This is a genomic window from Flavobacterium sp. AJR, assembly GCF_002156885.1.
Taxonomy (GTDB): domain Bacteria; phylum Bacteroidota; class Bacteroidia; order Flavobacteriales; family Flavobacteriaceae; genus Flavobacterium.
This window is the reverse complement of the sequence record NZ_NCWQ01000037.1, coordinates 17,599-43,525: the sequence shown is the minus strand read 5'-3', so window position 1 is coordinate 43,525 and position 25,927 is coordinate 17,599. Positions and strand designations below refer to the sequence as shown.

Below are 25,927 nucleotides of genomic sequence, written 5' to 3'. Positions count from 1 at the left end.
ATGTTTGATTATTAGTTGTTTATGTTTTATTTTTGAAATAATTTTAAAAAATAAAATCACTACTGACAAACTGTTGTCACCGACTCGATTTACTTTTGAAGTAATAAAAAATCAAAACTTTAAAATTATGAAAACACTAGCAGCACAAGTTATTACTCCAGAAGATTTATTAAAACATTGGCAAGGTCATCGCGCATTGACACGTCATGTAATTGAAGCTTTTCCTGAAAAAGATTTCTTTGAATTTTCTATTGGCGGAATGCGTCCTTTTTCAAAATTGACAGATGAACTTTTGGCGATTGCGGCACCAGCCTTAAAAAGTATCGTAAATCGAGACAGTCAGCCTTTTAAAGAAGGAGAAGAGAAATTAATTTTTAAAGCGCAATACCTTGAAAAATGGGATGAATCTACCGATGAGATTAATAAATATTGGGAGCAATTAAAGATAGAAGATTTTAGTGAAAATTTTAATTTGTTTGGACAATATGAATTTCCGATCGTTCAGAATATCTTATATTTTATCGATAATGAAGTGCACCACCGCGGACAAGGGTATGTTTATCTAAGAGCATTAGGTATTGAGCCTCCTTTTTTCTGGGAAAGATAATTAGAATTAAATAATCCTTTCAATCATCAATCAAATTATATTTTCAAATCAATTCTTATTCAGAAAAACTAAAATAAATTATCATGAGCTTAAAAAAAATAATGACAAATTATGCAGACTATAATTTATGGGTAAATCAGCAATTTGTTAATTGGCTTTCTGTAAAATCAGACGAACTGCTTCATAAAGAAGTAGCTTCGAGTTATTCTAGTATTATTAAAACACTCAATCATATTTGGGCAACCGAAGAATATTGGTATTCGATAATAGCAGAGACTTCTGAATTTGATAAAAGAGAAAACACAGAATTGATAACTAAGGAAATATTTGAAGGATTAGTAAATAGATCAGCTCGTTTGTCTGAATATATCAAATCACTTTCAGAAGAAGAATTATCCAGAAAAATTAAAATTGAAAGTCCTTGGTTTCAATGTGAGTTGCCAATATGTGATTATTTATTGCAGGTTGTAAACCATGGTACGTATCATCGAGGGCAGATAGTTACAATTGGTCGTAATATTGGTATTACAGATGCATCAAATACAGATTATAATTTTTATAATGTTGTTCATGCTCAGCAATAAAAATTACGAATATTTGATATAGAAAAAACTCCTAAAATGAAATCTCATTTTAGGAGTTTTTTTATAAAAGTCTTTGTCTGTTAATTTCTAATAACTCTAAAGTTCGTGTTTTTAATCGCTCAGGTTCCAGAATTGTAGCGTAATCTCCAAACATTAAGAACCAACGCGGAAAGCCACTTTCAATATCTCGGCTCATAAAAGTCATCTCGATATTCCCATCGATTTCTTTTTCGGAGATGAAACCATGGTATTTTCGTTCGTGCGATAAATATCTTGCTATCTTTTTATCAATCAGAATGCGCACTTTGGTAGTTGGGATAGTTTCATTTTTATTCAAATAAGTTTCAAGAGAATCATGTTCTAATGTAAAATCTTTTTCTGTTTTTTTTATGCTATGTACACGGTCTGTTCTAAACTGGCGATAATCGGTGCGCAAATGGCAATATCCTATAACATACCAATTATTGTGATCATGAAAAATGCCAACTGGTTCAATATTTCTTTCTGTAATTCCGTCTGAAGTAAAAGCTTGATAAGAAAGAATAACTTGTTTCTTTTCGGCAATACTTTCAAAAAGTAAAGTGAGTGTATTTGGAGATTTATCGTTAAAAAGTTTCTCGGTAGATTGCATTAAAACACTCGATTCAATTGTAGAAACCCAATCTTTATCGTCGCTTTTAAGCACAGATTTTAATTTATACATTGCCGAAGCATAATGATTTCCCAAAGTAGTATCAGTAAATTTTTGCATCAATTTTTCAGCAGCAATAAAACTACTAGCTTCTTCTCGGGTAAACATAACTGGCGGTAATCGATAACCATCCATCAAAGCATAACCAACACCAGCTTCGCTATAAATAGGAACGCCAGATGCTTCTAGAGTGCGAATGTCACGGTAAATTGTTCTTAAACTTACTTCGAAACGATTGGCTAGTTCTTGTGCTTTTACAATCTTTTTAGATTGTAGCTGAATAAGAATTGCAACAATTCGGTCAAATCGTTTTGGGGATTCATCGAGCATTTTTCTTTTGAGTTTTTATAGGTACAGAGGTTCAAAGATACAAAGGTTTCGTTTTTATTGCTTTAAATTATAAAACTGTTAAACTAAAAAACCCAATAACGAAAGTTATTGGGCTTTTCTATATGCTGTACTTTATTTTCTAAAACCTAGAGTAGATTTCTAAACTAGTATTAAAATTTATAAAGTAATCCAAATTTAGGTTGTGCAAAAATATTATTAAATAGGTTGATGTTTAGCTCAAAACTACTAGATGAAGATCCGTTTTCAGGATTTGTATTATTGTACGTTAAGGTGTTTTTTTTTGTTAATTTTTTAACATGTGTAAATATTTACTTATATTTATACTTAATTTTAAAAATTAAATTATTATGAAAAAGTATCTTATCTTATTGTTTTTGGCAATATTAGTTTCCTGCAATAGTGAATCTTTAGAATCATTTTCAAATGATGAACTAGGAATAACTCCTTTTAGATCTTGTACAACAATAGAACCTGATTTTGATGTAAGTCCCACAGGAAGAGTTTCCTATAAAGGCTCTTACTGGATGCCAGGGCAGACTATAAGAATCAAGTTTTTGAATGGAGATACTTATTTACAGAATAAAGTGAAGCAATATGCTAGTGTATGGCTACAACATGCAAATCTAAAGTATGAATGGGTGACATTTGGTGATGCTGCAATTAAAATTAGTTTCAAATGGAATGGTGATCAGGGATCTTGGTCTAGCATTGGCGTTGGATGTTATAACACCGCACAGAATTCACCATCAATGAACTTTGGATGGTTTGATAATAGTACTTCTGAAGAGGAATTTAGTCGTGTTATCATTCATGAATTTGGACATGCCTTAGGATTTGCGCATGAGCATCAAAATCCTACAGCACCAATCCAATGGAATGCAGCTGCAGCATATAATTATTATGCGTTGGCAGGTTGGGATAAGGCAGAAGTTGACCATAATATTCTAAATAAATTTTCAACTTCTACAGTAGACTATACTAATTTTGATGAGAAATCGATTATGCTTTACTCTTTTCCAAGCTTTTTGACCTTTAATGGATATTCTTCTTCTTGGAATAATGTTTTATCGAATGAAGATAAAGTATCAGCGGCAACATTATATCCCGCCCCGACTTCTATTATTACTGACAGATTGGCCTCAGGCCAAAGTTTAAAAGCGGGAGAGTTTCTTATTTCTAATAATTATTGGTATACATTAACATTAAAGAAAAATGGAAATCTTGTGCTTGAAGAGAGAGGGATAATAATTTGGCAAACAAATAGAATTGGAACAGGGGGTATAGGGGATATTGCACATGTTGATATGCAGACTGACGGTAATTTCGCAACTTATTTTGGTGGAACGAAGGCATTATGGAGTACAGAAACAACAGGTAAAACGGGGTCTGTAGGTTCTTATATAACTCTGACTAATCTAGGAGGCTTAGAAGTAAGAGATCGTCGTGGATGGACCGTATGGTCAATAAGAGACGGTAAGGTAAATTCACCATTTATTTATTGAAATTTGAATAGTTGAGCAGTAAGCTTCTGTGCAGTTTATTTAAAAAAAAAATCAAGTTATTCAATTTTATAACAACATAACTGCCCTTTGAAGATTGTGGGATTAAAAAAAAAATCAGAAATGATAAAATAATAAAGGCAACCTTATAAGGTTGCCTTTATTTCGTTAATCGGATTATTTATTTAAAATTTATAAAGTAATCCAAATTGAGGTTGGTCGAAAACATTCTCAAATAAGTTAATGTTTAACTGGAATGTGTTTGAAGAAGGTCCGTTTTCAGGTGAAACACTGTTGTAAGATAGAACATTTGCTAATGTAAAAGTTACAGCTATGTTTCTTGTAACAAAATAGTTTAGTCCTACATTAATATCTGCAGTAATACTATTGCTTGTATCATCAATTAAAGGAGTCTCTACTCTGTTACGACCATATCCAAGTCCAGCTTCACCATATGCTTTGAAACGTTTAGAATCTAATTGTAAAAAATAGTATCTGGCAAAAGCACCAATTCCAAAGACAGTAGTTTTTGATTCGGGTGTTTTAATCTTGTTGTCAGAATAATTTAATTTAGCTCCAATAGCTATTTTGTCATCTAAGAAGTACCCGAATTTTGGACTGAAACCGTAAAAATCGGCTTGACCTCCAGTGTTGATTTTAATTGAACCCTCAATAAACATGTTTCCTTTTTCGAACTGAACTCCTTTTGCTGTTTTTACTTCTTCTTCTACTTCTTTCTGTTGTGCGTTTGCAAAACAAAATGTAAATAACGCTACAAGTGTTGTGATTTTTGTTTTCATAATCATTGCTTTTAAATTGTTTAAATAAAATCTGATTAATTCATATATGTAAAAATAATTAAAAACTTACAAATAAATACTTAATAAAGTGAGATTTTATCCATTATTTAATTAACAATGCGTTGATATGTAGTGGTTTATTTAGGTTTTGTGGGCCGTAGGGATTTAAAAGAGCATAAAAAAACCCAATAACGTTAGTTATTGGGTTCATCTATATTCTATTCTCTTTCTTCTTTTATCTAAAATAAAAAAACTAGTCGTTCAATTTTAAAACAGCCATAAATGCTTCTTGAGGAATCTCAACGTTTCCTACCTGACGCATACGTTTTTTACCTTTTTTCTGTTTTTCAAGTAATTTACGCTTACGCGAAATATCTCCACCATAACATTTTGCAGTAACGTCTTTACGTAATGCTTTTATAGTTTCACGAGAAATCACTTTTACTCCAATTGCTGCCTGAATCGGAATATCAAACTGCTGACGTGGAATTAATTCTTTTAGTTTTTCACACATTTTTTTACCAATGTGGTAAGCATTATCTACGTGAATTAAAGAAGATAAAGCATCGACAATTGTAGCATTTAATAAAATATCAACTTTTACTAAGCTTGAAGTTCGCATTCCAATTGGTGCGTAATCAAACGAAGCATATCCTTTTGAAACCGTTTTAAGACGATCATAAAAATCAAATACAATTTCGGCAAGAGGCATATCAAAAGTCAACTCAACTCTTTCGGTAGTTAAATATGTTTGGTTGGTAATTAAACCACGTTTTTCTATACACAAAGACATAACATTACCTACGAAATCAGATTTGGTGATAATTGTTGCTTTGATATAAGGTTCTTCTACGTGATCTAATTTTGATGGTTCTGGTAAATCAGAAGGATTGTTTACCACAAATCCTACAGTAGGTTCTTTTTTGGTATAAGCCAAGTAAGAAACGTTAGGAACTGTAGTAATTACAGTCATATTAAACTCACGTTCTAATCTTTCCTGAATAATCTCCATGTGTAACATTCCTAAGAATCCACAACGGAAACCGAATCCTAAAGCCGCAGAACTTTCAGGTAAAAATACTAATGAAGCATCGTTCAATTGTAGTTTTTCCATCGAGTTACGTAACTCCTCGTAATCTTCTGTATCTACAGGATAAATCCCAGCAAATACCATTGGTTTTACATCCTCAAAACCAGTAATCATATTAGTTGTTGGGTTTTTCGCATCCGTTAAGGTATCCCCAACTTTTACTTCTTTAGCTTCTTTAATACCAGAAATTAAATAACCAACATCACCTGCGGAAATAACACTTTTTGGAACTTGATTTAATTTTAAAGTTCCAATTTCATCAGCAAAATATTCATTACCTGTGGCCATGAATTTAATTTTTTGCCCTTTTTTAATTTGTCCGTTTTTTACACGGAAAATAACTTCAATTCCTCTAAATGGATTGTAGTGAGAGTCAAAAATCAAAGCTTGTAAAGGCTCATCGATTTCTCCTTTTGGAGGAGGAATTCTTTCGATAATTGCTGCTAATATATTTTCGACACCTAAACCTGTTTTACCAGAGGCATGAATAATTTCTTCTAGTTTACATCCTAATAAATCTACGATATCATCGCTAACTTCTTCAGGATTTGCGCTTGGTAAATCGACTTTGTTTAAGATTGGAATAATTTCCAAATCGTTTTCCAGAGCCAAATATAAATTTGAAATTGTTTGAGCTTGTATACTTTGTGCAGCATCAACAATTAAAAGTGCCCCTTCGCAGGCAGCAATTGATCGTGAAACTTCGTATGAAAAGTCAACGTGTCCGGGAGTATCAATTAAATTCAGGATATATTCCTCTCCTTTATAAGTATATTCCATCTGGATGGCGTGACTCTTTATGGTAATTCCGCGTTCACGTTCCAAGTCCATATTATCAAGCAATTGCGCTTTTTCTTCACGTGCAGTAACGGTTTGTGTTGCGCCTAGTAAGCGATCGGCAAGTGTACTTTTTCCGTGATCAATGTGTGCAATAATGCAAAAGTTACGTATATTTTTCATTTTCTTTTATATCAATTCTCTATACGAGTTTAAGTATTTTTTGTTGTGATTTTATAGTATGGCTGTGCCATACAGGCGCGTCATTAATCGGCAAAGATAATGCAAACTTTTGGATTGTAGAATCTTGATGTATTATTGTTGAATCTTTAAGAAATAAAAGATGGATTCGGCTGTTTTTTACACTCTTGAATGTTTATTCTAAAATTTAAGTTTAAAGCAAAACAAGTGTTTTTATAATCTAAGAATAATTATGATTCTTTAGTTGCCGAAGACTCTTTTTCGGCCTCGCTTTTCTTTAACGTATCATACCAGTTTTCTATAGATGGATAAATAAAACCAGCTATTTTTTGTATCGGATTATAAAATATCGATTTGTCTAATGTTTCTTTTTTTGCAAAAGTATGATTGAAATTTATTTTTTCGAAAAGACTAAAAACAATACTCAAAATAAGAATCGTTTTTAGAATTCTAAAAAGACCTCCGCCTAGTTTATTTAGCCATCCCAGTTGAGCAAAATCAGCAATTCCGGTTAAAAATTTAGCTAATAAATATACTGCGATAACTACTAGAATAAAGGTTAGGATAAAAGCTGTAATCTGGATTGTATTTGGGTTCCATGATACATGTTTCATGATGATTTCTTTCATTAAAGACGAAAATTTTATTGCTAGGTAAATCCCAAGTAATAAAGAGATAAAAGAAGCAACTTCTACAAAAAGCCCGTTTTTAATACCTTGGTATAAACCGTATGCCAATAAAACACCCAAAATCATATCGAAAAAACTCATATTCCTGTTTTTGTTTAATAAAGGCGCAAATATAGAAGAATTATCTGTTTTTTAGGTTCGGAGGTTCAGAGATGCAAAGGTTCAGAGGTTTTAAATGTTGATGTTTTTGATTTTTCGGAATCAATAGACAAAAGCATTGTCTCAAAATGATCCTTTTTAGAACGTTAAATCTATGAATCTATACGTTTAATTTTTTAAGGTGTTTGGATTTGAAGTCCGTATCTTTGCAAACTAAATTTTATGACTTTTGAATTTATAATTCATAATTCATAATTCACACCTATAAAAATGTCAAGAGACGCACAACTTAAAGAACGCTGGGAACAGCTTGTAAATATACTTTCCGATCAATTTTCACAAGGAGAAAACCTAGATTTAGATTCCATAATTTATTTAATTGGAGTACAAGAACTAGGGAAATTACATCGTGAATTTAAAAAAGACGAAAAATTAAACCTCATGCATATTGCTATTTGTAGGTTATTAGAGCCTTATGGTTTTTATGAATTTGAGTTTTTTGATGAGGAAGGTTGGCCACATTATAAGGTAAAAGAAGAATTACCACCATTAAAAGCGGGAGAACAATCGGTTTTAATGAAAGAAGCAATTGTGAGTTACTTTTTAGAAAGAAAACTTATAGAGTAGTTTTATTAGTATTCAGTGTTCAGTCTCAGTTTTCAGCGTGTGCTAAACTGTAAAACGCGACTGAACACTTAACACTGCTACTGTAAACTAAAAAAATATGTGTAGATACGCAATGGTTTCCTATAAGCCACATTACGCTTGTTTTGATTGTCGTAAGACATTTAAAAGAAGATTGATGTCTGATATAGAAAGAGGAGAGAAATCTGTTCAGGAAGCAAAGTGTCCAGAATGTGGAGAATTAATGGCTAATATGGGACTTGATTTTGAATCACCTAAAAAAGATGATGTAAAAAAATGGGAACATATTAAAAGTCTGTATTCAGTTGGAATTGCATTTCATTCTTGCGGATGTAGCGGACCAGGTTATATACCTAATTCTAAAGAAAAATTAATCGAGTATTTTGAAAACTTAAGAGATACTTATCTTAAGAATATTAATTTTTGGCGTTCAAGAACAGAGCCTACCAATAAACAGGAAAGAGAGAAAGATTATCAAAAAAATTGGCATGAATTAGGTAAGGTTTCATCTAATTCTAAAAAAGAAATTGTTAAGAATCAGGAAGGAATAACCTTTTGGTTAAATAGAGTAAAGGAAATTGAAAGTAAAATAAGTTTGATAAAATAGTTATAGATTAAACTTGTTTTTGCAATAGAAAATGGATTACTACTTTAATCAAGTTTATATTTTTGTCAGGCTTACTCGTTTTATTTGTTAATATTATTACGATTTGCAAAGGAAACTTTAAACTTTAGACTTTAAACTTGAAACAAATTATGTAAATTTGTATTCTCAATTACGGAATGAAAATGATAGATAAGATAAAAGAATATATTGGGGAAGCTCAAGCTTTTTCAACTGAAAATAAGGAAGAGTTAGAAGCATTCCGCATTAAATTTCTTGGAAAAAAAGGTGTTTTAAACGATTTTTTTGCTGAATTTAAAACGGTACCAAATGACCAGAAAAAGGAATTTGGACAGGTTATAAACGCTTTAAAAACAGCTGCGGAAGATAAAGTAAAAACAATAGTTGAAGCTTTAGAAAGCAAAGAAGAAATTAAAGGTATTTACGGAGATTTAACTCGTGCTGCCGAGCCAGTAATTATTGGTTCTCGTCACCCGATATCAATCGTGAAAAACCAAATTATAGATATTTTTGCTAACATTGGTTTTAACGTTTCCGAAGGTCCGGAAATCGAAGACGATTGGCATAACTTTACGGCATTAAACCTTCCGGAATATCATCCGGCACGTGATATGCAGGATACATTTTTTATACAAACAAATCCTGATGTTTTGTTGCGTACGCATACATCATCAGTTCAGGTGCGTTATATGGAAAATCATAAACCGCCTATTCGTACTATTTCTCCAGGACGTGTTTTCCGTAACGAAGCTATTTCGTCAAGATCACACTGTATCTTCCATCAGGTAGAAGGATTGTATATTGATAAAGATGTTTCGTTTGCCGATTTAAAACAAACATTGCTTTATTTTACTAAAGAAATGTTCGGGAAATCAAAAATCCGTTTACGTCCGTCATATTTTCCGTTTACAGAACCTAGCGCCGAGATTGATATTTATTGGGGTTTAAAAACCGAAACCGATTACCGTATCACCAAAGGAACAGGTTGGTTAGAAATTGGAGGATGTGGAATGGTAGATCCAAACGTATTGAAAAATTGTGATATCAACCCAGAAGAATATAATGGTTTTGCATTTGGTATGGGAGTAGAGCGTATCGCAATGTTGTTATACCAGATTGGTGATATTCGTATGTTTTACGAAAACGACGTTAGATTCTTAGAGCAATTTAAATCAAACATATAATTTAAGTCCAAAATTTGTAAAGTCGAAAGTTTCAAAACATGAAGCTTTCGACTTTATGACTTTATAACTTTTTACAACTATGAAAAAAGATATAATTATTCCAGAAGTAGAGAATATTTTTATGGCCGTTGTTCAGGAATGGAGCGACGATTTTATGGAGAAAGTATGGTATGCTTATCTTGTCAATGACAGTGATTTTAATATTGAAAGTGTAATGGTCGTTTCAAAAGCTTTTGGAACAATCGATGGCGAAATGAAAAAAACGTCACTTTTGCGTCATGCCTTTGTTGAGGTTCCATCGGTTTCAGTAGTAAAGATCGAAATGGTAGAAAAAAGTGTATTAGCTTTAAACAATGAGTTTATGGTTACTTTTTTTATCGGAAACACATTATACGACAAGAAATATATTTTTAAAGCACATTCCATACACGAAGATTTCTGTGAAGAAGTGCCTATCTTGTTTGTAGATGGCGTTATAGTGAAGTAGAAGTTTTCAGTCTCAGTTTTCAGTTGCAGTAAAACAGTAAAGAGGTTCAAATAAATAAAAAGAGAGTCAAGACGAAATAAATCGCTTTGACTCTTTTTTTATTCTTTTAAAGTAGTAGATACTCTATATTTTTTATTTTTCACCACAAACTGAGACTGAAAACCTCCACTGTTTTTACTGTTACTATTTTTCACCGCAAACAGAAACTGAAAACTGTAACTAAATACTAATCCAATACATCAGTAAGTTTCTTGAAAACAGTTTTAGCATCTTTACCTTCATATAAAATAGCATAAACGGCATCGATAATTGGTGTTTTTGCACCATAACCTTGGTTTAGTTTATAGGCACTTTTGGTAGCATAATACCCTTCGGCAATCATGCTCATTTCCATCATAGCGCTTTTTACAGTGTAACCTTTTCCAATCATATTTCCAAACATTCGGTTTCTAGAAAAAACAGAATATCCTGTAACTAATAAATCACCCAGATAAGCAGAGTCATTAATGTTACGTTTCATTTTATGCACTTTCTTAATGAATTTTTTCATTTCACGAATGGCATTACTCATTATAACCGATTGAAAATTATCGCCATAACCTAAGCCATGGGCAATTCCGGCAGCAATTGCATAAATATTTTTAAGCATTGCAGCATACTCAGTACCTATAATATCATCAGATATCTTGGCTTTTATATAATTTCCAGATAAGTTCTTGGCAACAACACTAGCTTTAGTAGAATCTCCGCATGCAATTGTTAAATAAGATAGTCTCTCAAGAGCAACTTCTTCAGCATGACAAGGTCCTGTAATAACACCAATGTTGTAATACTGGATATCATATTTTATATGAAAATGTTCTCCAACAATTAAACTTGTTTCTGGAACAATTCCTTTAATAGCCGAGAAAATAACTTTATTTTCTAGTGAAACTGTTAATTTTTCTAATTCGGCATTTAGGAAAGCCGATGGAATAGCAAAAATAATATAATCAGCATATTCTACGGCTTCATTTATATTATTAGTAAGCTTTAATTTAGTAGTATCAAACTCTACCGAACTTAAGTAATTCGGATTGTGTTTGTATTTGTTAATGTGTTCGATAGCAGCGTCATTACGCATGTACCACGAAATTTCGGAAAGATTTACACATAACATTTTTGCAATGGCGGTTGCCCAGCTTCCACCACCAATTACTGCAAATTTTAAATTTTCGCTCATTATAATTATTAATTTTTATCAAAAGTACTAATATTATACGAATAGTACGAAAAATTCATGCTAACAAACGCTTTTGGTATGAAAAATACATATCAAAATATACAGAAACTATCTCGTTTTTTATTAGTTTAAATTCTAATAAGAAAAAAATAATTTTTTTTTACAAAATATACAATAAGTAGCTGATTCTTACGTTGTAGTAGTTTATGAATTAGAATTTTAGTTAAATGAATTTACAAAGAATTGAGTTAGTTAGTTTTGTTTTAGTATTGTAAAAAGGCGTCCTTAATAAGTTTTAAGAACGCCTTTTTTTAGTTTTCAGTTTTTAACTAAGACAAAATACTGCGACTAGTAGCTCATTTCTACAATCGATTTCACTTTATCTAAAGTAACCAATTGGTTTTCTCCTAAACCTTTCCAACCTCTTTCTTCAAAACGATTTACTATAAAATCGGCTGTTTTATCATAGTCGTTTGTATATTGAGATAGTTTAGTATCCATTCCCATAGTATGGAAAAAGGCTACTGTTTGGTTAATTGCTTCTTTTGCAACTTCATCATCAGAACCCGTTAGGTTAAAAATACGTCTTCCGTATTGTGCTAGTTTTCCTTTTTTAGTTTCAAACATTACGCGATATAAACTAGGGCCAACAATTGCCAATGTTCTTGCATGATCAATACCATACAAAGCAGTTAATTCATGACCAATCATGTGAGTTGCCCAATCGCTTGGTACACCTTTTTGTATTAATCCGTTAAGCGCCATTGTACAGCTCCACATAAAGTTTGAAGCCAGTGCATAATCAGTAGGGTTTTCAACTACTTTTGGACCAATTTCTATTAAAGTTTGTAAAATACCTTCGGCAATTCTATCTTGTAAATATCCTTCATGAGGATAAGTTAAGTATTGCTCCATTACGTGCGTATAAGCATCTACAACACCATTTTGTAATTGTCTTTTTGGTAAAGAAGCAATAACAGTTGGGTCACAAATAGAGAATTTAGGAAACAAAGCACTACCACCAAAAGCCAATTTTTCCTGAGTAGACTCGATAGTTACTACAGCACCAGAATTCATTTCGCTTCCCGTTGCAGGCAATGTTAAAACTGTCCCGAATGGTACTGCATTTTCTTTAATCAATAAACGTTTTTGAAGAATATCAATCGGGTTTCCGTCAAAATTAACAGCAGCCGAAATAAATTTAACTCCATCAATTACAGATCCACCACCAACAGCTAAGATAAAATCGATTTTTTCGGCTTTAATAACTGCAACAGCTTTCATCAAAGTTTCAAAATGCGGATTTGGTTCAATTCCACCAAATTCTACAATATCAAATCCTTTTAGATTATTAATCACTTGCTCGTGAATTCCGTTTTTAAAGATGCTTCCACCTCCGTAAGCTAATAATATTTTAGCCCCTTGAGGAACAAGGTCTTTTAGTTTTTCAATTTGTCCTTTTCCGAAAACTAGATTTGTCGGATTGTATAATTCAAAGTTTAACATAGTTTGTTTTTTAAGTTTCTGAGATGCTAAGAATCTGAGGTTCTAAGTTAAAAAAAAAAGACTTTTAAGTCTTAGCAACTTAGTCCCGAAGCCTCGGGATAGTGCCTTAGTATCTTATTTAGTTAATTTTTGTAATAATTTTTCAGCTACCAATTTTGATGATGCAGGATTTTGTCCTGTAATTAATAATCCATCTTCAACTGCGTATGGTTCCCAGTTTGGTCCTTTAGAATAAATTGCACCGTCTTTTTGTAATGCATCTTCAAGCAAGAACGGAACTATTTTTGTTAATCCTACTGCTTCTTCTTCGGCATTAGAAAAGCCAGTAACTTTTTTTCCTTTTACTAAAAATTCCCCATTTACCTTAACATCCTTAAGAACTCCAGGAGCGTGGCAAACAAAACTTACAGGTTTATTTTGTGTGTAAAATGCGGAGATTAATTCTGCCGAGTTTTTGTCTTCGGCTAGATCCCACAAAGGACCGTGACCACCAGGATAAAATACAGCGTCATAATCAGCAGGATTTACATCGGTTAATTTTATGGTATGTTTTAATTTTTCTAATAAAACTTTATCTGCATCAAATCGTTTAGTGTCTTCGGTTGCCGATGCTGGGTCTGCACTTTTAGGATCTATAGGTGGTTGCCCTCCTAGTGGTGTTGCTATTGTTATCTCAACTCCTTTATCTGCAAGAGCATAATAAGGCGCTGCAAGTTCTTCTGTCCAAAATCCGGTTTTTTCGCCTGTGTTACCCAGCTTATCATGACTAGTAACAACAAATAATACTTTTTTCATATTTTTTTTATTTACTTTTTGCGCAGTAGTTTTAGCACAATTTATAGTTAATGCGATAATAACAAATAGAGCGATTTTCTTCATAATGTATTTTATTTGATACAAAATTAGAGCAATTAAGGTATTAGTAAAAATAAAATAAATTATGTTTGTGATAAATATATTTATATCATGGTTAGTCTAGAATGGTACAGAACGTTTAAATCGGTATATAAAAACGGCAATTTTTCTTTGGCTGCCAAAGAGCTTTTTATTAGTCAACCCGCAGTTAGCCAGCAGATATCAATGTTAGAAGCACACGTTGGTTATAAACTCTTTAACAGAAAATCAAAAGGAGTCGAACCAACGGATTACGCTAAGTTACTTAATAATTTGATTATAGATGCGCTTGACCGTCTCGAAAACGTAGAGAATGGGTTTCGCGCAAAGGCATCCGATGCAAATCGATTAATTTCTGTAGGCATTTCTAAAAACCTGTTTGCTAGCTTAGGTAGTGTCTTAATATCTAAATTTGATTTTATCGATTTTAGTTTTAATGATAATGATACTCTTTTTGAATTAGTAGATGCCAAAAAACTTGATTTTGCAATTATTACCAAGCAATTTGATACGTTTGATACTATTCAGGAAGTTGTTGGAAAAATTAAATTAGTTATGGTTTCGTCCCCACAACTTGAGGTAAATGAGTTTAAGCAGAAGTTAAAAACTAAAGAATCCTCTGAAATAGAACAATGGCTTAATGAGCAAAAATGGTATAGTCATGATGCACGAATTCCTCATGTTAAATTATTCTGGCTGCATGTTTTTAATAAAAAAAGACCTTCGATGGTTCCTAATTATATTATTCCTAATGAAAGTGAAATGCTTAGAGTACTCTCTAAAAATAGCGGAATTGGGATAACCTGGAATTGCAATGCAAAAGAATTGATTGAGGAAGGTAAACTACAGTTATTATGGGATAGTAAGGAAATGCCAAGTATTGATGTTTTCCTGTTATCAGGAAAAAACAGTAACCTGAGTCCGATTTTTGAAATTATTGCTACAGAATTAAAGTTGTTTTTTAGTAAGATATTTTAGCCGTAATCCTTTATTTTTTATTTTTAAAAGAATAATTTTGATGGCTAAACAACTTAATTTTTGAAAAATGAATAATTTAAAAATAATTTTAATAATGATTGCTGTAGTCTTTATGAGTAATTCATGCAGTAAGAGCGAAGATGAGGCAATAGTAGATTGCTTAGGAGATTCAATTTTAATGAAATTAAAACATTCCGAAGATGAAACTGATTCAAAGAAAATTAATTATTCTATAGAATATTATGGAAGTAAAACGATAAGTTCTGTAAAATGGACTTTTGGAGATGGATCTCCTTCTGAAGTTATAAGCACTACTACGGGATCAGTAGCACATACTTACAGTGCTGCCGGAACATTTGAAGTTACAGCGGAAGTAACTATTTCCAAAGATGGGGGCAGTTGTACTACAAGCCCAAAGAAAAGTATAACGGTAAATTAAAAAGTAGGAAGAAAACATATTTAGAAGAGTCAATTTTATAATTTATTGCAATAGCATAAATTATAAAATTGACTCTTCTTTGTTATATTTGTGTAAATTTTACGCATTAGAGTTATGATAGAAAATCAAAATATTAGAGTTGCTGTTGATGCGATTGTTTTTGGATACCAGAACAATCAATTATATGTGCTTTTAATTCAGCAAAAATTTGGAACTAAAGAATCGTATTGGGCTTTACCTGGTGGTTTAGTAAAAAATGATGAATCACTAGAACAAGCTGTAAAGCGTGAGTTAAAAGAGGAAACTAATATTAAGGTAAATCACTTTGAACAATTATTTACTTTCGGTGATGATGTTTTCAGGGATCCGAGAAACAGGGTAATTTCTGTTGCTTATTTTGCATTGGTAGATCCTTCGAAGTTAAAAGTTAAAGCCGATTCTGATGCAGATAATGCACAATGGTTTCAAGTGGATGCTATTCCTGCTTTGGCGTTTGACCATAATTTAATTCTAAAAAAAGCGATTGAGCGTTTAAAAGCAAAACTTACTTACGAACCAATCGGATTTGATTTGTTGCCAAAAGAGTTTCTATTTTCAGAACTGGAGAATTTGTATTGTACAATCTTGGAGAAAGAAATAGACCGAAGAAATTTCAGAAAAAAGATTTTAAGCTACGGGATTATTCAGGAAACAGATAATTTTTCGCCTAATAAAACGGGAAGGCCCGCAAAATTATTTAAGTTCAATCAGCAGAAATACAATGACTTATTGAAGGAAGGATTCCATTTTGAAATTAAGTTTGCGTAAATTTTACACAAAATAATTGTTCGTATAAATATTAAATGTATATTTGCGTATAATTAACGCAAAATAAAAAACTATGATACTTAATTTAGACCCAAATTTTAGCCCTTTTACAGGACAAAAAGAAATAGATTTTAAAAGCTTTACTTTTTCTGGAGGAGAACCACATATCAAAATTAATCCTGATTTTGATGTCAATCAAAAAATTACAATCACACATAGATTAAATTCATTCAACGATTTAGGATTGTTATGCCTAACAGTTGATGCTTTAAGAAGAATGGACGTAAAAGTTATTGATTTGTTTATTCCTTATTTCCCCGCAGCAAGACAAGATCGTGTAATGATAAAAGGAGAACCATTATCTGTAAAAGTATACGCAGATATTATAAACGCAATGCAATTAAACAAAGTATTTGTTTTTGATGCACATTCAGAAGTTACACCAGCTTTGGTAAACAATTGCGAAGTAATTCCGAATCATACTTTTATAGCAGCAGTAATTAAAACGATAGGAAACGATGTAAAATTGATTTCTCCTGATGGTGGTGCTTTGAAAAAAATCTACAAAGTTTCAGAATTTTTAGGTGGAGTAGATGTTGTTGAATGTAGCAAAAGTCGTGATGTAAAAACTGGAAGATTATCTGGTTTTAAAGTTTATGAAGAAGACTTAAAAGGAATGGATTGTCTTATTGTAGATGATATTTGCGATGGAGGGGGAACCTTTGTAGGATTAGCAGAAGAATTAAAAAAGAAAAACGCAGGGAAATTATATCTAGCTGTAAGCCATGGAATTTTCAATAAAGGCTTTGAAGTTTTAGATTGTTTCGATAAAATATTCACAACAAACTCTTTCAAAGATTTTGAAGGCGAAAGTGTTGAAGTGATAAAATTAGAATTATGAATAAAAATTATAGAGTAGAAATAGCAAATAAAACTTTAGAAATCATAAAGAATGGTTTTTATGAATATAAAGGGGAAAAGATTGTCATAGATAAAGAACTTGAAGAATCTATAGAAAATACGTTTACAATTGAGCCAAACGATTGGGATGCAATCTTGAAAACTCCAATTGAAAATAAGTTTGAAACAGAGATTATAACGAAAAATTGTTCTACAATTGAAGCAATTGTTCAAGAGAAAAACGGCAAAATTTGCGTCTTGAATTTTGCTTCTGCAAAAAACCCAGGCGGTGGATTTTTAGGAGGTGCTTCGGCTCAGGAAGAAAGTCTGGCGAGATCTTCAAACCTTTATGAAACACAGATCAAAAATAAAGCGATGTATGATTTTAATAGAAATGAGTCTTCATTTCTATATTCAGATTACATGATTTATAGTCCGAATGTCTTGTTTTGGAATGATGATAGCGGAAATCATTTTGAAAAACCATTAGTTGCAGACATTATCACATCTCCAGCGCCAAACAAAGGCGCGATGCTGCAACATAATAGGAAAGAAGAAATTGCTGCAACAGAAGAGGTTTTTAAAAACAGAATGGATAAAGTCTTGGCAATTGCTTTAAAGCAAAAAAGGGATACAATAATTTTGGGAGCTTGGGGTTGTGGCGTTTTTAGAAATGAAACCAAAGATGTAGCACATTTGTTCAAGGAAATTATTACTGAAAAATACGCAGGTGCTTTTAAAAAAATAGTCTTTGCAATATTTAGTAATTCCGAAAAAAAATCAAGTTTTAAGTGTTTTGAGGATACTTTTAAAAAATAAATCATGAAATACATTATAGAAAACCTAACATCGGAAAGTAAGTTTTTATTTTTCTGGGGACATCAGCCCAATAAAGACGGAAGTATCTCTAAAACGTGTTTCAGTCAGTGGTGGTTAAGTTCTTTTGAAGTTGATAAAGTAGTTTACAAAACGGCAGAACATTGGATGATGGCTAAAAAAGCCGAACTGTTTAAAGACAATGAAGTTTTACCAAAAATTATTAAAGCAAATTCTCCAGCCGAAGCTAAAAAGTTGGGAAGAGAAGTAAAGAATTATAATGAAACTCTTTGGTTAGCCGCTAGATTTGAAATTGTAAAAGAAGGGAACTACCATAAATTCAGTCAAAATGAGGAATTAAAGACTTTTCTGTTAAATACAAAAGACAGAGTTTTAGTAGAAGCAAGTCCTGTCGATGCAATTTGGGGAATCGGGATGGCGAGTGATCATAAAGATGTTATGAATCCTGCGAAATGGAAAGGGTTGAATCTTTTGGGTTTTGCCTTGATGGAAGTTAGAGATGAATTGAAGTAAAAATAATATCTCATAGAAATCATGAATGAAAAAATAGCAAAAAGCATTAGCAAATTCCTGAGTTTAGTACTCAGACATTCGCCAGAAACCATAAATTTAAAACTAGATGAAAATGGTTGGGCAGATGTAGAAGAATTGATTGCAAAATGTTCGAAAAACGGAAATACATTAGATTCAGAACTTCTGGATTATGTAGTAGAAAATAACGATAAGAAAAGATTTGCTTTTAATGAAGATAAAACTAAAATAAGAGCAAGTCAGGGGCATTCAATTTCGGTTGAGTTAAACCTGAATGAAGCTGAACCTTCGGAGTTTTTGTATCACGGAACAGTTGGGAAGTTTATGGATAGTATCAAAAAAGAAGGACTCCAGAAAATGAGTCGTCAACACGTACATCTTAGCCAGGATAGAGAAACGGCTATTAAAGTGGGGGGAAGAAGAGGAACCCCGCAGATTCTAAGCGTTAGAAGCGGTGCCATGCACAGAGACGGATTTAAATTTTATTTGTCTGAAAATAATGTTTGGTTAACAGATGCTGTTCCTGCAAAATATATAGAGTTTTAATCATGAAAAAGACTTTGGTAATTGGAGATATTCATGGCGGATTAAGAGCTTTAATTCAACTTTTGGAGCGAACCAATATCCATGCAAATGATAGGTTGATTTTTTTAGGAGATTATGTTGATGGTTGGAGCGAATCTGCAGCGGTAATTGATTTTCTTATCGAATTGAATAAAACACATAGTTGTATATTTATTAAAGGAAATCATGATATTTGGTGTCAAGAATGGTTACAGTCAGGAAGACCAAATAATATTTGGTTGCAACACGGAGGAAAGGCGACTATAAAAAGCTATGAAAATTATGCTACTGAGAAAATAATGGAGCATTTGTCCTTTTTCGGAAGTATGAAAGATTATCATGTCGATGAGCAAAATCGCTTATTTATTCACGCAGGATTTTCATCTATGCACGGCCCAGAAAAGGAACATTATTCGAGTAATTATTCTTGGGACAGAACATTATGGGAAATGGCCTTGATAATGGATAAACGAATAAAAAAAGATTCGCTTTTATACCCCAAAAGATTATTACTTTACGAAGAAATATACATAGGTCATACACCAACATTAAATTACAATATTCAAGTTCCTATGCAAGGCTGTAATGTTTGGAATATTGATACAGGAGCTGCTTTTTACGGGAAATTATCCTGTATGGATATTGAGACAAAAACAGTTTGGCAAAGTAATATAGTTCAGGAATTATATCCGAACGAAAAAGGAAGAAATAAATAATAATAACAATAAAACCATGAACCCACTATTATTAACAGATGGTTACAAAGTTGACCACAGAAGACAATATCCAACAGGAACATCATTAGTATATTCTAACTGGACACCAAGAAAATCTAGAATCGAAGGAGTTGATGAGGTTGTATTTTTTGGATTACAATATTTTATCAAAAAATATATTATTCAGGATTTCGATTTATACTTTTTTAAACAACCAAAAGAGGAAGTTATAAAAAAATACTCTCGTAGAATCAATAATTATTTAGGCGAAAACCAAGTTGGAACCAAACATATTGAGGATTTACATGATTTAGGATATATACCGATGGTTTTTAAAGCATTGCCAGAAGGAGCAAGCGTTCCGGTTCGTGTGCCTATGTTTACGATGTATAATACAATCCCAGAGTTTTTTTGGTTAACAAATTATTTTGAAACATTACTTTCAGCAGTAGTTTGGTTGCCTTGTAACTCTGCAACAATTGCTAAACAATATAGAGTTGTACTTGATAAATACGCACAAGAAACTTCATCAGTTCCAGAGTTTGTAGATTGGCAAGGACATGATTTCTCTATGAGAGGAATGGGAGGAATAGAAGCTGCGGTAACTTCATCTGCGGGACATTTATTAAGCTTTACAGGTTCTGACACAATTCCTGCAATTGATTTTCTAGAGGAATATTATAACGCTAATTCCGATGTTGAACTAGTTGCTGGATCTGTAGCTGCAACAGAACATTCTGTAATGTGTATGGGAACTACTGAGGGAGAATGCGAAACTTTTAAAAGATTAATTTGCGAAGTGTATCCTAAAGGAATTGTTTCTATCGTTTCTGACACTTGGGATTTATGGAAAGTGTTAACTGATTATTTGCCTCGATTAAAAGAAGAGATTCTTTCTAGAGAAGGTAAAGTAGTAATTAGACCTGATAGTGGAGATCCTGTTGACATTATTTGTGGTAACCCAAACGGTAAGACAGAACAAGAAAAGAAAGGTGTTATTGAGTTAATCTGGGATGTTTTTGGAGGAACTACAAATAGCAAAGGATATAAAGAATTAGTACCACAAATTGGGGCAATATATGGTGATAGTATTACTGTAGCGAGAGCGACTCAAATTTGCGAAAGATTAAAAGCCAAAGGTTTTGCTTCTACAAATGTGGTTTTAGGAATTGGATCGTTTACGTATCAATACAATACCAGAGATACTTTTGGTTTTGCGATGAAAGCGACTTATGGTGAAGTAAACGGAGAAGGAAGAGCGATCTTTAAAGATCCAATTACTGATGATGGAACTAAAAAATCGGCTAAAGGATTAATGAAAATTGACCTAGTAGATGGTGTATATCAATTAACAGATAATGTTTCTTGGGAAGAAGAGGGTAAAGGAGAGTTAAAAGAAGTCTTTAGGGATGGAAAATTATTAATCGACCACTCATTAACTGAGATTCGAAATAATGTAAAAAAAGAAGAGCTTGTTATAAGCTAACTAACAAAGAAAAAGCCTAAATGAAATTTACATTTAGGCTTTCTTGTTTTTACTACAAATTACTTTTTATAAAAATTATTGTGGTCAATATATTCCCAGACTTTCTCGGGTAATAGTGGCTGAATATTTTTTCCTTCTTTAATATTATTACGAATAAAAGTAGAAGATATTTCTACAATTGGCGCATCTATTAAATGAATTTTAGGATGATTTTTTAGTTCTAAATTTTCTACTTCAGATGAAATTCTTGGATAAACATAAATGTCATAATCTTGTAGAATTACTTCGTAGTTTTTCCATTTATGAAGCGTTTTCAAATTGTCTTCGCCCATAATCAATGAAAATTCATGATTAGGATATCTTTCTTGTAAATGAACTAATGTATTTACAGTATAATTAGGCTGAGAGAGTTTAAACTCAATATCCGAAGGTTTTAATTTATCAAAACTATCTGTAGCCAAATGAACCATTTGCAAACGATGGTAATCGTCTAGTAATGTATCCTTCTTTTTAAGAGGGTTATGTGGTGTAACTACCATCCAAACCTGGTCTAAATCGGCATGTTCTGCCATGTGATTGGCAATGATAAGATGCCCAACATGTATGGGATTGAAAGTTCCGAAATAAAGACCAATTTTCATAAAAAAGGTAATTTTTGTTTGATAGATTAAATAGCTTTAACTACATCAGTATTTTAACTGGATGAGGTTTTGTCTTTTTTACTTTCAAATTGTTCTAAAATAATAGCTGTTAAGCTTAAAAACGACTCTTTTTACTAATGAAATTGTCTATCGAGAATTTACCACTTCCTGTTACAAAAAGAAGTAAATAAAATAATAGATATAAAATCGCCATTTCTTTAACATCGATTGGGTCAGCTCCGTGAACAACAAATACAGCAACTAACATTGTTATTATTAAAGGAATCGAAGCTAATCTTGTTGCTAAACCTATTGCAATAAGAAATGAACAAACAACTTCGGCAAAAACAGCAAGACCTAAAGAAAACGTACTTCCTACTCCCAGAGGATCCGGAAATTGAATTTCACCTCCGGCTAAAAGTGTATTTAACTTTGGTAAACCATGAAAAATCATCAATGTTGCAATTGATAATCGGATTATAAGAATAATAAAATCGACTTTGTTTTCGCTTCTTTTTACCTGAAATAATCTGTTCATAATAGTACTGTTTTTTATTTTTAAAATAATTGGCGTTTATATTGCTTTTTAGAGCGTGATCTTATTTATTAATAAACTCTTTTACCAGTTGGTAAGCTTCTTCTTTGGCAGTATCCAAATCGTAGTTCTTGATGATTTTATCAAATTGCGGAGCAGTTGCAAGTTCTACAGATGCTTTTGCAATACGCATATTGATTTTGTCTTCACTTTCGGTCGAGCGTTTTTTCAAACGAATTTTCAGCTCATCGATACTTGGTGGTTTTACAAAAACGGCAAGAGTTTCTTCAGGAAATTTATGTTTAATACGTAATCCTCCAGAAACATCAATGTCAAAAATAACATTTTTTCCTAAAGCCCAAATGCGTTCGATTTCGCTTTTTAAAGTCCCGTAAAAGTTATCACGATACACTTCTTCCCACTCCAGGAAATCTTCGGCTTTAATATGCTTTTTAAATTCTTCTAATGAAATAAAGTAATAATCAGTTCCATGAACTTCCTCTCCGCGAGGTTCACGTGAGGCTGCTGAAATAGAAAATTCTAAGTTTAAATCTTCTTTACTTAATAAATGTCTAACGATGGTTGTTTTTCCTGAACCGGAAGGTGCTGAGAATACGATTAATTTCCCTTTTTTCATTACTTATGCTTTTGGCCTTAAGCATTACGCTTTAAGCTTTTATTTAGTATATCTTTTTTGGTTTCTAGTTTTTACAAAACATTCAAAACCTGCTCTTTAATTTTCTCAAGTTCATCTTTCATCATCACGACCAATTTTTGCATTTGAGCATGATTAGACTTAGAACCCATAGTATTGATTTCACGTCCCATTTCTTGAGTTATAAAACCTAATTTTCTACCATTGGCTTCAGTACCATCGATAGTTTGAAGGAAATAATCAAGATGATTGGTCAAGCGTACTTTTTCTTCAGTTATATCTAGTTTTTCTAGATAGTAGATAAGTTCTTGCTCAAAACGATTTTCATCAACATTTACTTTAAGTTCAGAAATTGCAGTTTGCAAACGGTCTTTAATAGCCTGAACACGTTCTGGGTCTAATGCTAAAGCATCTGTCATGTACTGACGGATATTACCTATTCGTAATTGAAATTCTTTTTCAAGAGATTCACCTTCATCTTTTCTAAAATTCAAGATGTTTTGTAAAGCTTCTTCGATTACAGTTTGAATTTGTTCCCAATCATTCTCATCAATTTCTTCACGTTCCGTTTTTAATGTATCTGGCATACGAATAGCCATTTTCATTAATTCAGTTTCATCAGCTTCAGGATAAACTTCCTTCAGTTGGTTGATGTAAATTCTCACGATAGGAACATTTACTTTCGTAGATGTTTGTTCGGAAGTACTTTCGATAAAAATAGAAAAATCGACTTTACCTCTTTCTAGTTTCAGTGCAATCTGATTGCGTAAACCCAACTCCATTTCTCTGTAAAGTGAAGGCATTCTCACATTAAGGTCTAAACCTTTACTGTTTAACGATTTTACTTCTACAGTAATTTTTTTTGTTGGTAATTGCAAAGAAGCTTTGCCGAACCCTGTCATGGATTGTATCATATAAATTGGATATAGAGGGGCAAAGATAATGAAATATTTGGTGTATTGTTGATGATGGTTATTTGGTTAAAACCCTCATTACCTGTAAGATATTTTGTTGCGAGTTGCCAATGTATATTTTTTCGTCAATAATAAAGACAGGTCGGCTCAAGAAAGTATAATGTTCTAATATGTATTTCTTAAAATCGGCTTCGGTCAGGGATTTGTTTTTTAAATCCATAGATTTATATAATTGGGCCTTTTTGCTAAATAAAGCCTCGTAACTACCAGATAGTTGGTGCATTTCCTCAAGCTCAGTTTCAGTAATTGGATTTTGCTTGATGTCATGAAAAACCAAGTCATTATCTTTAGGTAATCCTTTTATAATTTTACGACAAGTATCGCAAGAAGCGAGGTAGTATATTTTGTTCATAGTATCAAAGTTTTGAGTGCAAAGAAAATTCATTTAATATTTAAATTGTTTATTTTTATAAAAAAAAACATAATCATGAATCAAGCATTTGAAGCAACTAGAGTAAGCAGAAATTTAATTTTACAATTTTTAGATAATTATTCATTAGAGCAATTAAACAAAGTTCCTCAGGGATTTAATAATAATATAATTTGGAATGTTGCGCATATTGTTGTTACACAGCAGCTTCTGGTTTATAAGTTATCAGGGTTGCCAATGATGGTGTCGGATGAGTTGGTTGCAAAATATAGAAAAGACACCAAGCCTGAAGGTGATGTATCACAAGCAGAGCTTCAAGAAATTAAATCTTTGCTTTTTGAAACTATAAAGAAAACTGAAGCAGATTATAATGCTAATGCGTTTAAAACATATAATGAGTTAACAACAAGTCTTGGTTTTATCTTTAAAAATATTGAAGATGCATTGTCTTTTAACAACTACCACGAAGCACTCCATGTTGGAATCATGATGAGTATTCGAAAATTTATTTAATTTTTTCTATTGTTTCGATAGTTACAGTCATTGCTCCGGCACCTTTGTGTTTAGTGATGTCCATAAAAGCACGTTTTGATAAGTCTATTTCACGTGTTCTTACAAATGGGCCTCTATCTGTGATTTCTACAATTACAAATTTTCCATTGGCTTCGTTTGTAACTTTTACTTTAGTACCAAACGGAAGTTTTTTGTGAGCAGCAGTATATTTATTGTTGTAGAAACGGCTTCCGTTTGCAGTTTTTCGACCATTAAAACGATCAGAGTAATAGGAAGCGTGTGCAGATTTTTTGTAAAGTTTTAATCTGGAATTTTTATCTATTGTTATAGAGTCATTTTCTGTATTAGTAGGAGAGGCAACAGTTTTATTTTTTTGATTTTTTAAACTATCCTGGATTACTTTAGAGACTACTGGTTTGGTTTGACTGTTTAAATATGAAAAACCACAACTCAAGAAAGTTATGATAAGGATAGAAAGTATGGTAGTTGTTTTATTACTCATAATTTTATTTTTAAGATGGATATACTTACACAAATAATATGCCGAAATTAAAAAAAGCCCTGTAATTAGGGCTTGATTTGTGTTTTTAGAACCATAACTTCCATGGTAATCTACTTAGAATCAGTACTAATCCTAATCCGTAAAAAATTGCAAATGTTTTGAATTTTGACTCGCTTGTAGTCAGGTTCTTATGTTTTGACCATCCGATAGTTATCAAAATGATAGCTATAATATTGATTAATGGGTGTTCTAATGATGTAAGTCTAAGGTCTGCGTTTGACATTTGTCCGAAAGCAGCTTTTCCAAGAGGAGAAACGAAATAAAGGATTAATCCGATTAGTAATTGCGTATGAGTAGCGATTAATGTAAAAAGACCAATTTTACGATCTGTTGGTGTAAAATCTTTTTTTGAGGTAAAACCAATAATTGCATTTATAACTGCAACTAATAGAAGGATTAAGGCAATATAGGCCCATCCTGAGTGAAATTTTTGTATGAATTCGTACATAGAACTAAAGTTTTTTTAAC

General features: G+C 32.1%; 31 protein-coding genes. 17 read left to right on the top strand and 14 right to left on the bottom strand.

Translation table 11 applies throughout. The features are described 5' to 3' along the window. The first annotated feature begins 127 nt into the window (after nucleotides 1-127). On the top strand, nucleotides 128-607 hold the full coding sequence (locus tag B8T70_RS11640; protein WP_039113217.1) for a DinB family protein: 480 nt from the start codon (nucleotides 128-130) through the stop codon (nucleotides 605-607). An 83-nt stretch (nucleotides 608-690) separates the two neighbouring features. Continuing rightward, the gene (locus tag B8T70_RS11635) at nucleotides 691-1,191 is read left to right on the top strand and encodes a DinB family protein (protein WP_039113216.1); all 501 of its coding nucleotides are present in this window, start codon (nucleotides 691-693) and stop codon (nucleotides 1,189-1,191) included. A gap of 61 nt (nucleotides 1,192-1,252) precedes the next feature. Here B8T70_RS11635 and B8T70_RS11630 read toward each other — a convergent pair whose 3' ends face one another. After that, the gene (locus tag B8T70_RS11630; RefSeq protein ID WP_086894952.1) at nucleotides 1,253-2,212 is read right to left on the bottom strand and encodes a YafY family protein; all 960 of its coding nucleotides are present in this window, start codon (nucleotides 2,210-2,212) and stop codon (nucleotides 1,253-1,255) included. Nucleotides 2,213-2,580: 368 nt separating this feature from the next. Between B8T70_RS11630 and B8T70_RS11625 the strand changes: the two genes are divergently transcribed. Further along, the gene (locus B8T70_RS11625; protein WP_086894951.1) at nucleotides 2,581-3,735 is read left to right on the top strand and encodes a hypothetical protein; all 1,155 of its coding nucleotides are present in this window, start codon (nucleotides 2,581-2,583) and stop codon (nucleotides 3,733-3,735) included. Nucleotides 3,736-3,917: 182 nt separating this feature from the next. Here B8T70_RS11625 and B8T70_RS11620 read toward each other — a convergent pair whose 3' ends face one another. The 3 genes from B8T70_RS11620 to B8T70_RS11610 all read right to left on the bottom strand — a co-directional run bounded on the left by B8T70_RS11620 (nucleotide 3,918) and on the right by B8T70_RS11610 (nucleotide 7,370). Further along, on the bottom strand, nucleotides 3,918-4,532 hold the full coding sequence (locus B8T70_RS11620; protein ID WP_086894950.1) for an outer membrane beta-barrel protein: 615 nt from the start codon (nucleotides 4,530-4,532) through the stop codon (nucleotides 3,918-3,920). Between the two features lie 253 nt (nucleotides 4,533-4,785). Further along, nucleotides 4,786-6,582 carry a translation elongation factor 4 gene (lepA, locus tag B8T70_RS11615; RefSeq protein WP_039117945.1) on the bottom strand — a complete coding sequence of 599 codons (1,797 nt, stop codon included), beginning with the start codon at nucleotides 6,580-6,582 and terminating at the stop codon, nucleotides 4,786-4,788. 248 nt (nucleotides 6,583-6,830) lie between these two features. Next, nucleotides 6,831-7,370, bottom strand: a complete 540-nt coding sequence (locus tag B8T70_RS11610) for a CvpA family protein (RefSeq protein WP_086894949.1) — start codon at nucleotides 7,368-7,370, stop codon at nucleotides 6,831-6,833. A 288-nt stretch (nucleotides 7,371-7,658) separates the two neighbouring features. Here B8T70_RS11610 and B8T70_RS11605 point away from each other — a divergent pair, with 288 nt between their 5' ends. The 4 genes from B8T70_RS11605 to B8T70_RS11590 all read left to right on the top strand — a co-directional run bounded on the left by B8T70_RS11605 (nucleotide 7,659) and on the right by B8T70_RS11590 (nucleotide 10,329). Next, complete coding sequence (locus tag B8T70_RS11605; protein WP_039113210.1) at nucleotides 7,659-8,015, top strand: hypothetical protein; 357 nt, start codon at nucleotides 7,659-7,661, stop codon at nucleotides 8,013-8,015. A 175-nt stretch (nucleotides 8,016-8,190) separates the two neighbouring features. Beyond that, a complete protein-coding gene (locus tag B8T70_RS11600; RefSeq protein WP_242667456.1) occupies nucleotides 8,191-8,640 on the top strand; it encodes a hypothetical protein in 450 nt (149 codons plus the stop codon). A 182-nt stretch (nucleotides 8,641-8,822) separates the two neighbouring features. Further along, entirely contained in the window at nucleotides 8,823-9,842 is a 1,020-nt protein-coding gene (gene pheS, locus B8T70_RS11595; protein WP_039113263.1) for a phenylalanine--tRNA ligase subunit alpha, read from the top strand. Nucleotides 9,843-9,921: 79 nt separating this feature from the next. After that, entirely contained in the window at nucleotides 9,922-10,329 is a 408-nt protein-coding gene (locus B8T70_RS11590) for a hypothetical protein (protein ID WP_086894947.1), read from the top strand. A gap of 226 nt (nucleotides 10,330-10,555) precedes the next feature. Here the strand turns inward: B8T70_RS11590 and B8T70_RS11585 are convergent, their stop codons facing one another. The 3 genes from B8T70_RS11585 to B8T70_RS11575 all read right to left on the bottom strand — a co-directional run bounded on the left by B8T70_RS11585 (nucleotide 10,556) and on the right by B8T70_RS11575 (nucleotide 13,936). Further along, nucleotides 10,556-11,551: an NAD(P)H-dependent glycerol-3-phosphate dehydrogenase gene (locus B8T70_RS11585; RefSeq protein WP_086894946.1), complete on the bottom strand. Its 996-nt coding sequence runs from the start codon at nucleotides 11,549-11,551 to the stop codon at nucleotides 10,556-10,558. A gap of 348 nt (nucleotides 11,552-11,899) precedes the next feature. After that, nucleotides 11,900-13,057 (bottom strand): iron-containing alcohol dehydrogenase, encoded by a 1,158-nt coding sequence (locus B8T70_RS11580; protein WP_039117950.1) that lies wholly within the window; start codon nucleotides 13,055-13,057, stop codon nucleotides 11,900-11,902. A gap of 114 nt (nucleotides 13,058-13,171) precedes the next feature. Continuing rightward, nucleotides 13,172-13,936 (bottom strand): type 1 glutamine amidotransferase domain-containing protein, encoded by a 765-nt coding sequence (locus B8T70_RS11575; protein WP_165763206.1) that lies wholly within the window; start codon nucleotides 13,934-13,936, stop codon nucleotides 13,172-13,174. Between the two features lie 87 nt (nucleotides 13,937-14,023). Here B8T70_RS11575 and B8T70_RS11570 point away from each other — a divergent pair, with 87 nt between their 5' ends. The 9 genes from B8T70_RS11570 to B8T70_RS11530 all read left to right on the top strand — a co-directional run bounded on the left by B8T70_RS11570 (nucleotide 14,024) and on the right by B8T70_RS11530 (nucleotide 21,209). After that, complete coding sequence (locus tag B8T70_RS11570; protein ID WP_086894945.1) at nucleotides 14,024-14,929, top strand: LysR family transcriptional regulator; 906 nt, start codon at nucleotides 14,024-14,026, stop codon at nucleotides 14,927-14,929. Between the two features lie 94 nt (nucleotides 14,930-15,023). Further along, complete coding sequence (locus B8T70_RS11565) at nucleotides 15,024-15,368, top strand: PKD domain-containing protein (RefSeq protein ID WP_242667455.1); 345 nt, start codon at nucleotides 15,024-15,026, stop codon at nucleotides 15,366-15,368. A gap of 114 nt (nucleotides 15,369-15,482) precedes the next feature. Continuing rightward, nucleotides 15,483-16,175, top strand: a complete 693-nt coding sequence (locus tag B8T70_RS11560; protein ID WP_086894944.1) for an NUDIX domain-containing protein — start codon at nucleotides 15,483-15,485, stop codon at nucleotides 16,173-16,175. Between the two features lie 73 nt (nucleotides 16,176-16,248). Next, nucleotides 16,249-17,076: a ribose-phosphate diphosphokinase gene (gene prs / locus B8T70_RS11555; RefSeq protein ID WP_086894943.1), complete on the top strand. Its 828-nt coding sequence runs from the start codon at nucleotides 16,249-16,251 to the stop codon at nucleotides 17,074-17,076. Continuing rightward, nucleotides 17,073-17,894, top strand: a complete 822-nt coding sequence (locus B8T70_RS11550) for a TIGR02452 family protein (RefSeq protein ID WP_086894942.1) — start codon at nucleotides 17,073-17,075, stop codon at nucleotides 17,892-17,894. The genes prs and B8T70_RS11550 overlap by 4 nt, the downstream gene beginning before the upstream one ends. A gap of 3 nt (nucleotides 17,895-17,897) precedes the next feature. Then, nucleotides 17,898-18,425, top strand: coding sequence for an NADAR family protein (locus tag B8T70_RS11545; RefSeq protein WP_086894941.1), 528 nt, complete (start codon nucleotides 17,898-17,900; stop codon nucleotides 18,423-18,425). 21 nt (nucleotides 18,426-18,446) lie between these two features. Continuing rightward, nucleotides 18,447-18,989, top strand: coding sequence for an RNA 2'-phosphotransferase (locus B8T70_RS11540; protein WP_086894940.1), 543 nt, complete (start codon nucleotides 18,447-18,449; stop codon nucleotides 18,987-18,989). A 2-nt stretch (nucleotides 18,990-18,991) separates the two neighbouring features. Next, entirely contained in the window at nucleotides 18,992-19,723 is a 732-nt protein-coding gene (locus B8T70_RS11535; protein WP_086894939.1) for a metallophosphoesterase family protein, read from the top strand. Nucleotides 19,724-19,739: 16 nt separating this feature from the next. Next, nucleotides 19,740-21,209: a nicotinate phosphoribosyltransferase gene (locus tag B8T70_RS11530; protein ID WP_086894938.1), complete on the top strand. Its 1,470-nt coding sequence runs from the start codon at nucleotides 19,740-19,742 to the stop codon at nucleotides 21,207-21,209. Nucleotides 21,210-21,268: 59 nt separating this feature from the next. Here the strand turns inward: B8T70_RS11530 and nadD are convergent, their stop codons facing one another. The 5 genes from nadD to B8T70_RS11505 all read right to left on the bottom strand — a co-directional run bounded on the left by nadD (nucleotide 21,269) and on the right by B8T70_RS11505 (nucleotide 24,366). Beyond that, nucleotides 21,269-21,850, bottom strand: a complete 582-nt coding sequence (gene nadD, locus B8T70_RS11525) for a nicotinate (nicotinamide) nucleotide adenylyltransferase (RefSeq protein ID WP_039113189.1) — start codon at nucleotides 21,848-21,850, stop codon at nucleotides 21,269-21,271. Between the two features lie 115 nt (nucleotides 21,851-21,965). After that, a complete protein-coding gene (locus tag B8T70_RS11520) occupies nucleotides 21,966-22,388 on the bottom strand; it encodes a DoxX family protein (protein WP_039113188.1) in 423 nt (140 codons plus the stop codon). A 61-nt stretch (nucleotides 22,389-22,449) separates the two neighbouring features. Beyond that, nucleotides 22,450-23,022, bottom strand: coding sequence for a guanylate kinase (gmk, locus tag B8T70_RS11515; protein WP_035617693.1), 573 nt, complete (start codon nucleotides 23,020-23,022; stop codon nucleotides 22,450-22,452). 71 nt (nucleotides 23,023-23,093) lie between these two features. Next, nucleotides 23,094-23,954 carry a YicC/YloC family endoribonuclease gene (locus B8T70_RS11510; protein WP_039113187.1) on the bottom strand — a complete coding sequence of 287 codons (861 nt, stop codon included), beginning with the start codon at nucleotides 23,952-23,954 and terminating at the stop codon, nucleotides 23,094-23,096. A 58-nt stretch (nucleotides 23,955-24,012) separates the two neighbouring features. Beyond that, complete coding sequence (locus tag B8T70_RS11505; protein WP_086894937.1) at nucleotides 24,013-24,366, bottom strand: arsenate reductase family protein; 354 nt, start codon at nucleotides 24,364-24,366, stop codon at nucleotides 24,013-24,015. Between the two features lie 75 nt (nucleotides 24,367-24,441). On the opposite strand from B8T70_RS11505, the gene B8T70_RS11500 reads away from it, so the two are divergent. Beyond that, nucleotides 24,442-24,897, top strand: a complete 456-nt coding sequence (locus B8T70_RS11500) for a DinB family protein (protein ID WP_086894936.1) — start codon at nucleotides 24,442-24,444, stop codon at nucleotides 24,895-24,897. Here the strand turns inward: B8T70_RS11500 and B8T70_RS11495 are convergent. Both B8T70_RS11495 and B8T70_RS11490 read right to left on the bottom strand, forming a co-directional pair. Beyond that, complete coding sequence (locus B8T70_RS11495; RefSeq protein ID WP_039117961.1) at nucleotides 24,890-25,399, bottom strand: septal ring lytic transglycosylase RlpA family protein; 510 nt, start codon at nucleotides 25,397-25,399, stop codon at nucleotides 24,890-24,892. The two genes, B8T70_RS11500 and B8T70_RS11495, sit on opposite strands and share 8 nt — an antisense overlap. Before the next feature lie 85 nt (nucleotides 25,400-25,484). After that, nucleotides 25,485-25,907 (bottom strand): hypothetical protein, encoded by a 423-nt coding sequence (locus tag B8T70_RS11490; RefSeq protein WP_039117962.1) that lies wholly within the window; start codon nucleotides 25,905-25,907, stop codon nucleotides 25,485-25,487. Nucleotides 25,908-25,927: the final 20 nt, after the last annotated feature.

Excerpts from the sequence above, each read along its gene's own strand:
- B8T70_RS11640 (WP_039113217.1), top strand. The coding sequence starts at position 128 with ATGAAAACACTAGCAGCACAAGTTATTACTCCAGAAGATTTATTAAAA.
- B8T70_RS11635 (WP_039113216.1), top strand. The coding sequence starts at position 691 with ATGAGCTTAAAAAAAATAATGACAAATTATGCAGACTATAATTTATGG.
- B8T70_RS11630 (WP_086894952.1), bottom strand. The coding sequence starts at position 2,212 with ATGCTCGATGAATCCCCAAAACGATTTGACCGAATTGTTGCAATTCTT.
- B8T70_RS11625 (WP_086894951.1), top strand. The coding sequence starts at position 2,581 with ATGAAAAAGTATCTTATCTTATTGTTTTTGGCAATATTAGTTTCCTGC.
- B8T70_RS11620 (WP_086894950.1), bottom strand. The coding sequence starts at position 4,532 with ATGAAAACAAAAATCACAACACTTGTAGCGTTATTTACATTTTGTTTT.
- lepA (WP_039117945.1), bottom strand. The coding sequence starts at position 6,582 with ATGAAAAATATACGTAACTTTTGCATTATTGCACACATTGATCACGGA.
- B8T70_RS11610 (WP_086894949.1), bottom strand. The coding sequence starts at position 7,370 with ATGAGTTTTTTCGATATGATTTTGGGTGTTTTATTGGCATACGGTTTA.
- B8T70_RS11605 (WP_039113210.1), top strand. The coding sequence starts at position 7,659 with ATGTCAAGAGACGCACAACTTAAAGAACGCTGGGAACAGCTTGTAAAT.
- B8T70_RS11600 (WP_242667456.1), top strand. The coding sequence starts at position 8,191 with ATGTCTGATATAGAAAGAGGAGAGAAATCTGTTCAGGAAGCAAAGTGT.
- pheS (WP_039113263.1), top strand. The coding sequence starts at position 8,823 with ATGATAGATAAGATAAAAGAATATATTGGGGAAGCTCAAGCTTTTTCA.
- B8T70_RS11590 (WP_086894947.1), top strand. The coding sequence starts at position 9,922 with ATGAAAAAAGATATAATTATTCCAGAAGTAGAGAATATTTTTATGGCC.
- B8T70_RS11585 (WP_086894946.1), bottom strand. The coding sequence starts at position 11,551 with ATGAGCGAAAATTTAAAATTTGCAGTAATTGGTGGTGGAAGCTGGGCA.
- B8T70_RS11580 (WP_039117950.1), bottom strand. The coding sequence starts at position 13,057 with ATGTTAAACTTTGAATTATACAATCCGACAAATCTAGTTTTCGGAAAA.
- B8T70_RS11575 (WP_165763206.1), bottom strand. The coding sequence starts at position 13,936 with ATGAAGAAAATCGCTCTATTTGTTATTATCGCATTAACTATAAATTGT.
- B8T70_RS11570 (WP_086894945.1), top strand. The coding sequence starts at position 14,024 with ATGGTTAGTCTAGAATGGTACAGAACGTTTAAATCGGTATATAAAAAC.
- B8T70_RS11565 (WP_242667455.1), top strand. The coding sequence starts at position 15,024 with ATGATTGCTGTAGTCTTTATGAGTAATTCATGCAGTAAGAGCGAAGAT.
- B8T70_RS11560 (WP_086894944.1), top strand. The coding sequence starts at position 15,483 with ATGATAGAAAATCAAAATATTAGAGTTGCTGTTGATGCGATTGTTTTT.
- prs (WP_086894943.1), top strand. The coding sequence starts at position 16,249 with ATGATACTTAATTTAGACCCAAATTTTAGCCCTTTTACAGGACAAAAA.
- B8T70_RS11550 (WP_086894942.1), top strand. The coding sequence starts at position 17,073 with ATGAATAAAAATTATAGAGTAGAAATAGCAAATAAAACTTTAGAAATC.
- B8T70_RS11545 (WP_086894941.1), top strand. The coding sequence starts at position 17,898 with ATGAAATACATTATAGAAAACCTAACATCGGAAAGTAAGTTTTTATTT.
- B8T70_RS11540 (WP_086894940.1), top strand. The coding sequence starts at position 18,447 with ATGAATGAAAAAATAGCAAAAAGCATTAGCAAATTCCTGAGTTTAGTA.
- B8T70_RS11535 (WP_086894939.1), top strand. The coding sequence starts at position 18,992 with ATGAAAAAGACTTTGGTAATTGGAGATATTCATGGCGGATTAAGAGCT.
- B8T70_RS11530 (WP_086894938.1), top strand. The coding sequence starts at position 19,740 with ATGAACCCACTATTATTAACAGATGGTTACAAAGTTGACCACAGAAGA.
- nadD (WP_039113189.1), bottom strand. The coding sequence starts at position 21,850 with ATGAAAATTGGTCTTTATTTCGGAACTTTCAATCCCATACATGTTGGG.
- B8T70_RS11520 (WP_039113188.1), bottom strand. The coding sequence starts at position 22,388 with ATGAACAGATTATTTCAGGTAAAAAGAAGCGAAAACAAAGTCGATTTT.
- gmk (WP_035617693.1), bottom strand. The coding sequence starts at position 23,022 with ATGAAAAAAGGGAAATTAATCGTATTCTCAGCACCTTCCGGTTCAGGA.
- B8T70_RS11510 (WP_039113187.1), bottom strand. The coding sequence starts at position 23,954 with ATGATACAATCCATGACAGGGTTCGGCAAAGCTTCTTTGCAATTACCA.
- B8T70_RS11505 (WP_086894937.1), bottom strand. The coding sequence starts at position 24,366 with ATGAACAAAATATACTACCTCGCTTCTTGCGATACTTGTCGTAAAATT.
- B8T70_RS11500 (WP_086894936.1), top strand. The coding sequence starts at position 24,442 with ATGAATCAAGCATTTGAAGCAACTAGAGTAAGCAGAAATTTAATTTTA.
- B8T70_RS11495 (WP_039117961.1), bottom strand. The coding sequence starts at position 25,399 with ATGAGTAATAAAACAACTACCATACTTTCTATCCTTATCATAACTTTC.
- B8T70_RS11490 (WP_039117962.1), bottom strand. The coding sequence starts at position 25,907 with ATGTACGAATTCATACAAAAATTTCACTCAGGATGGGCCTATATTGCC.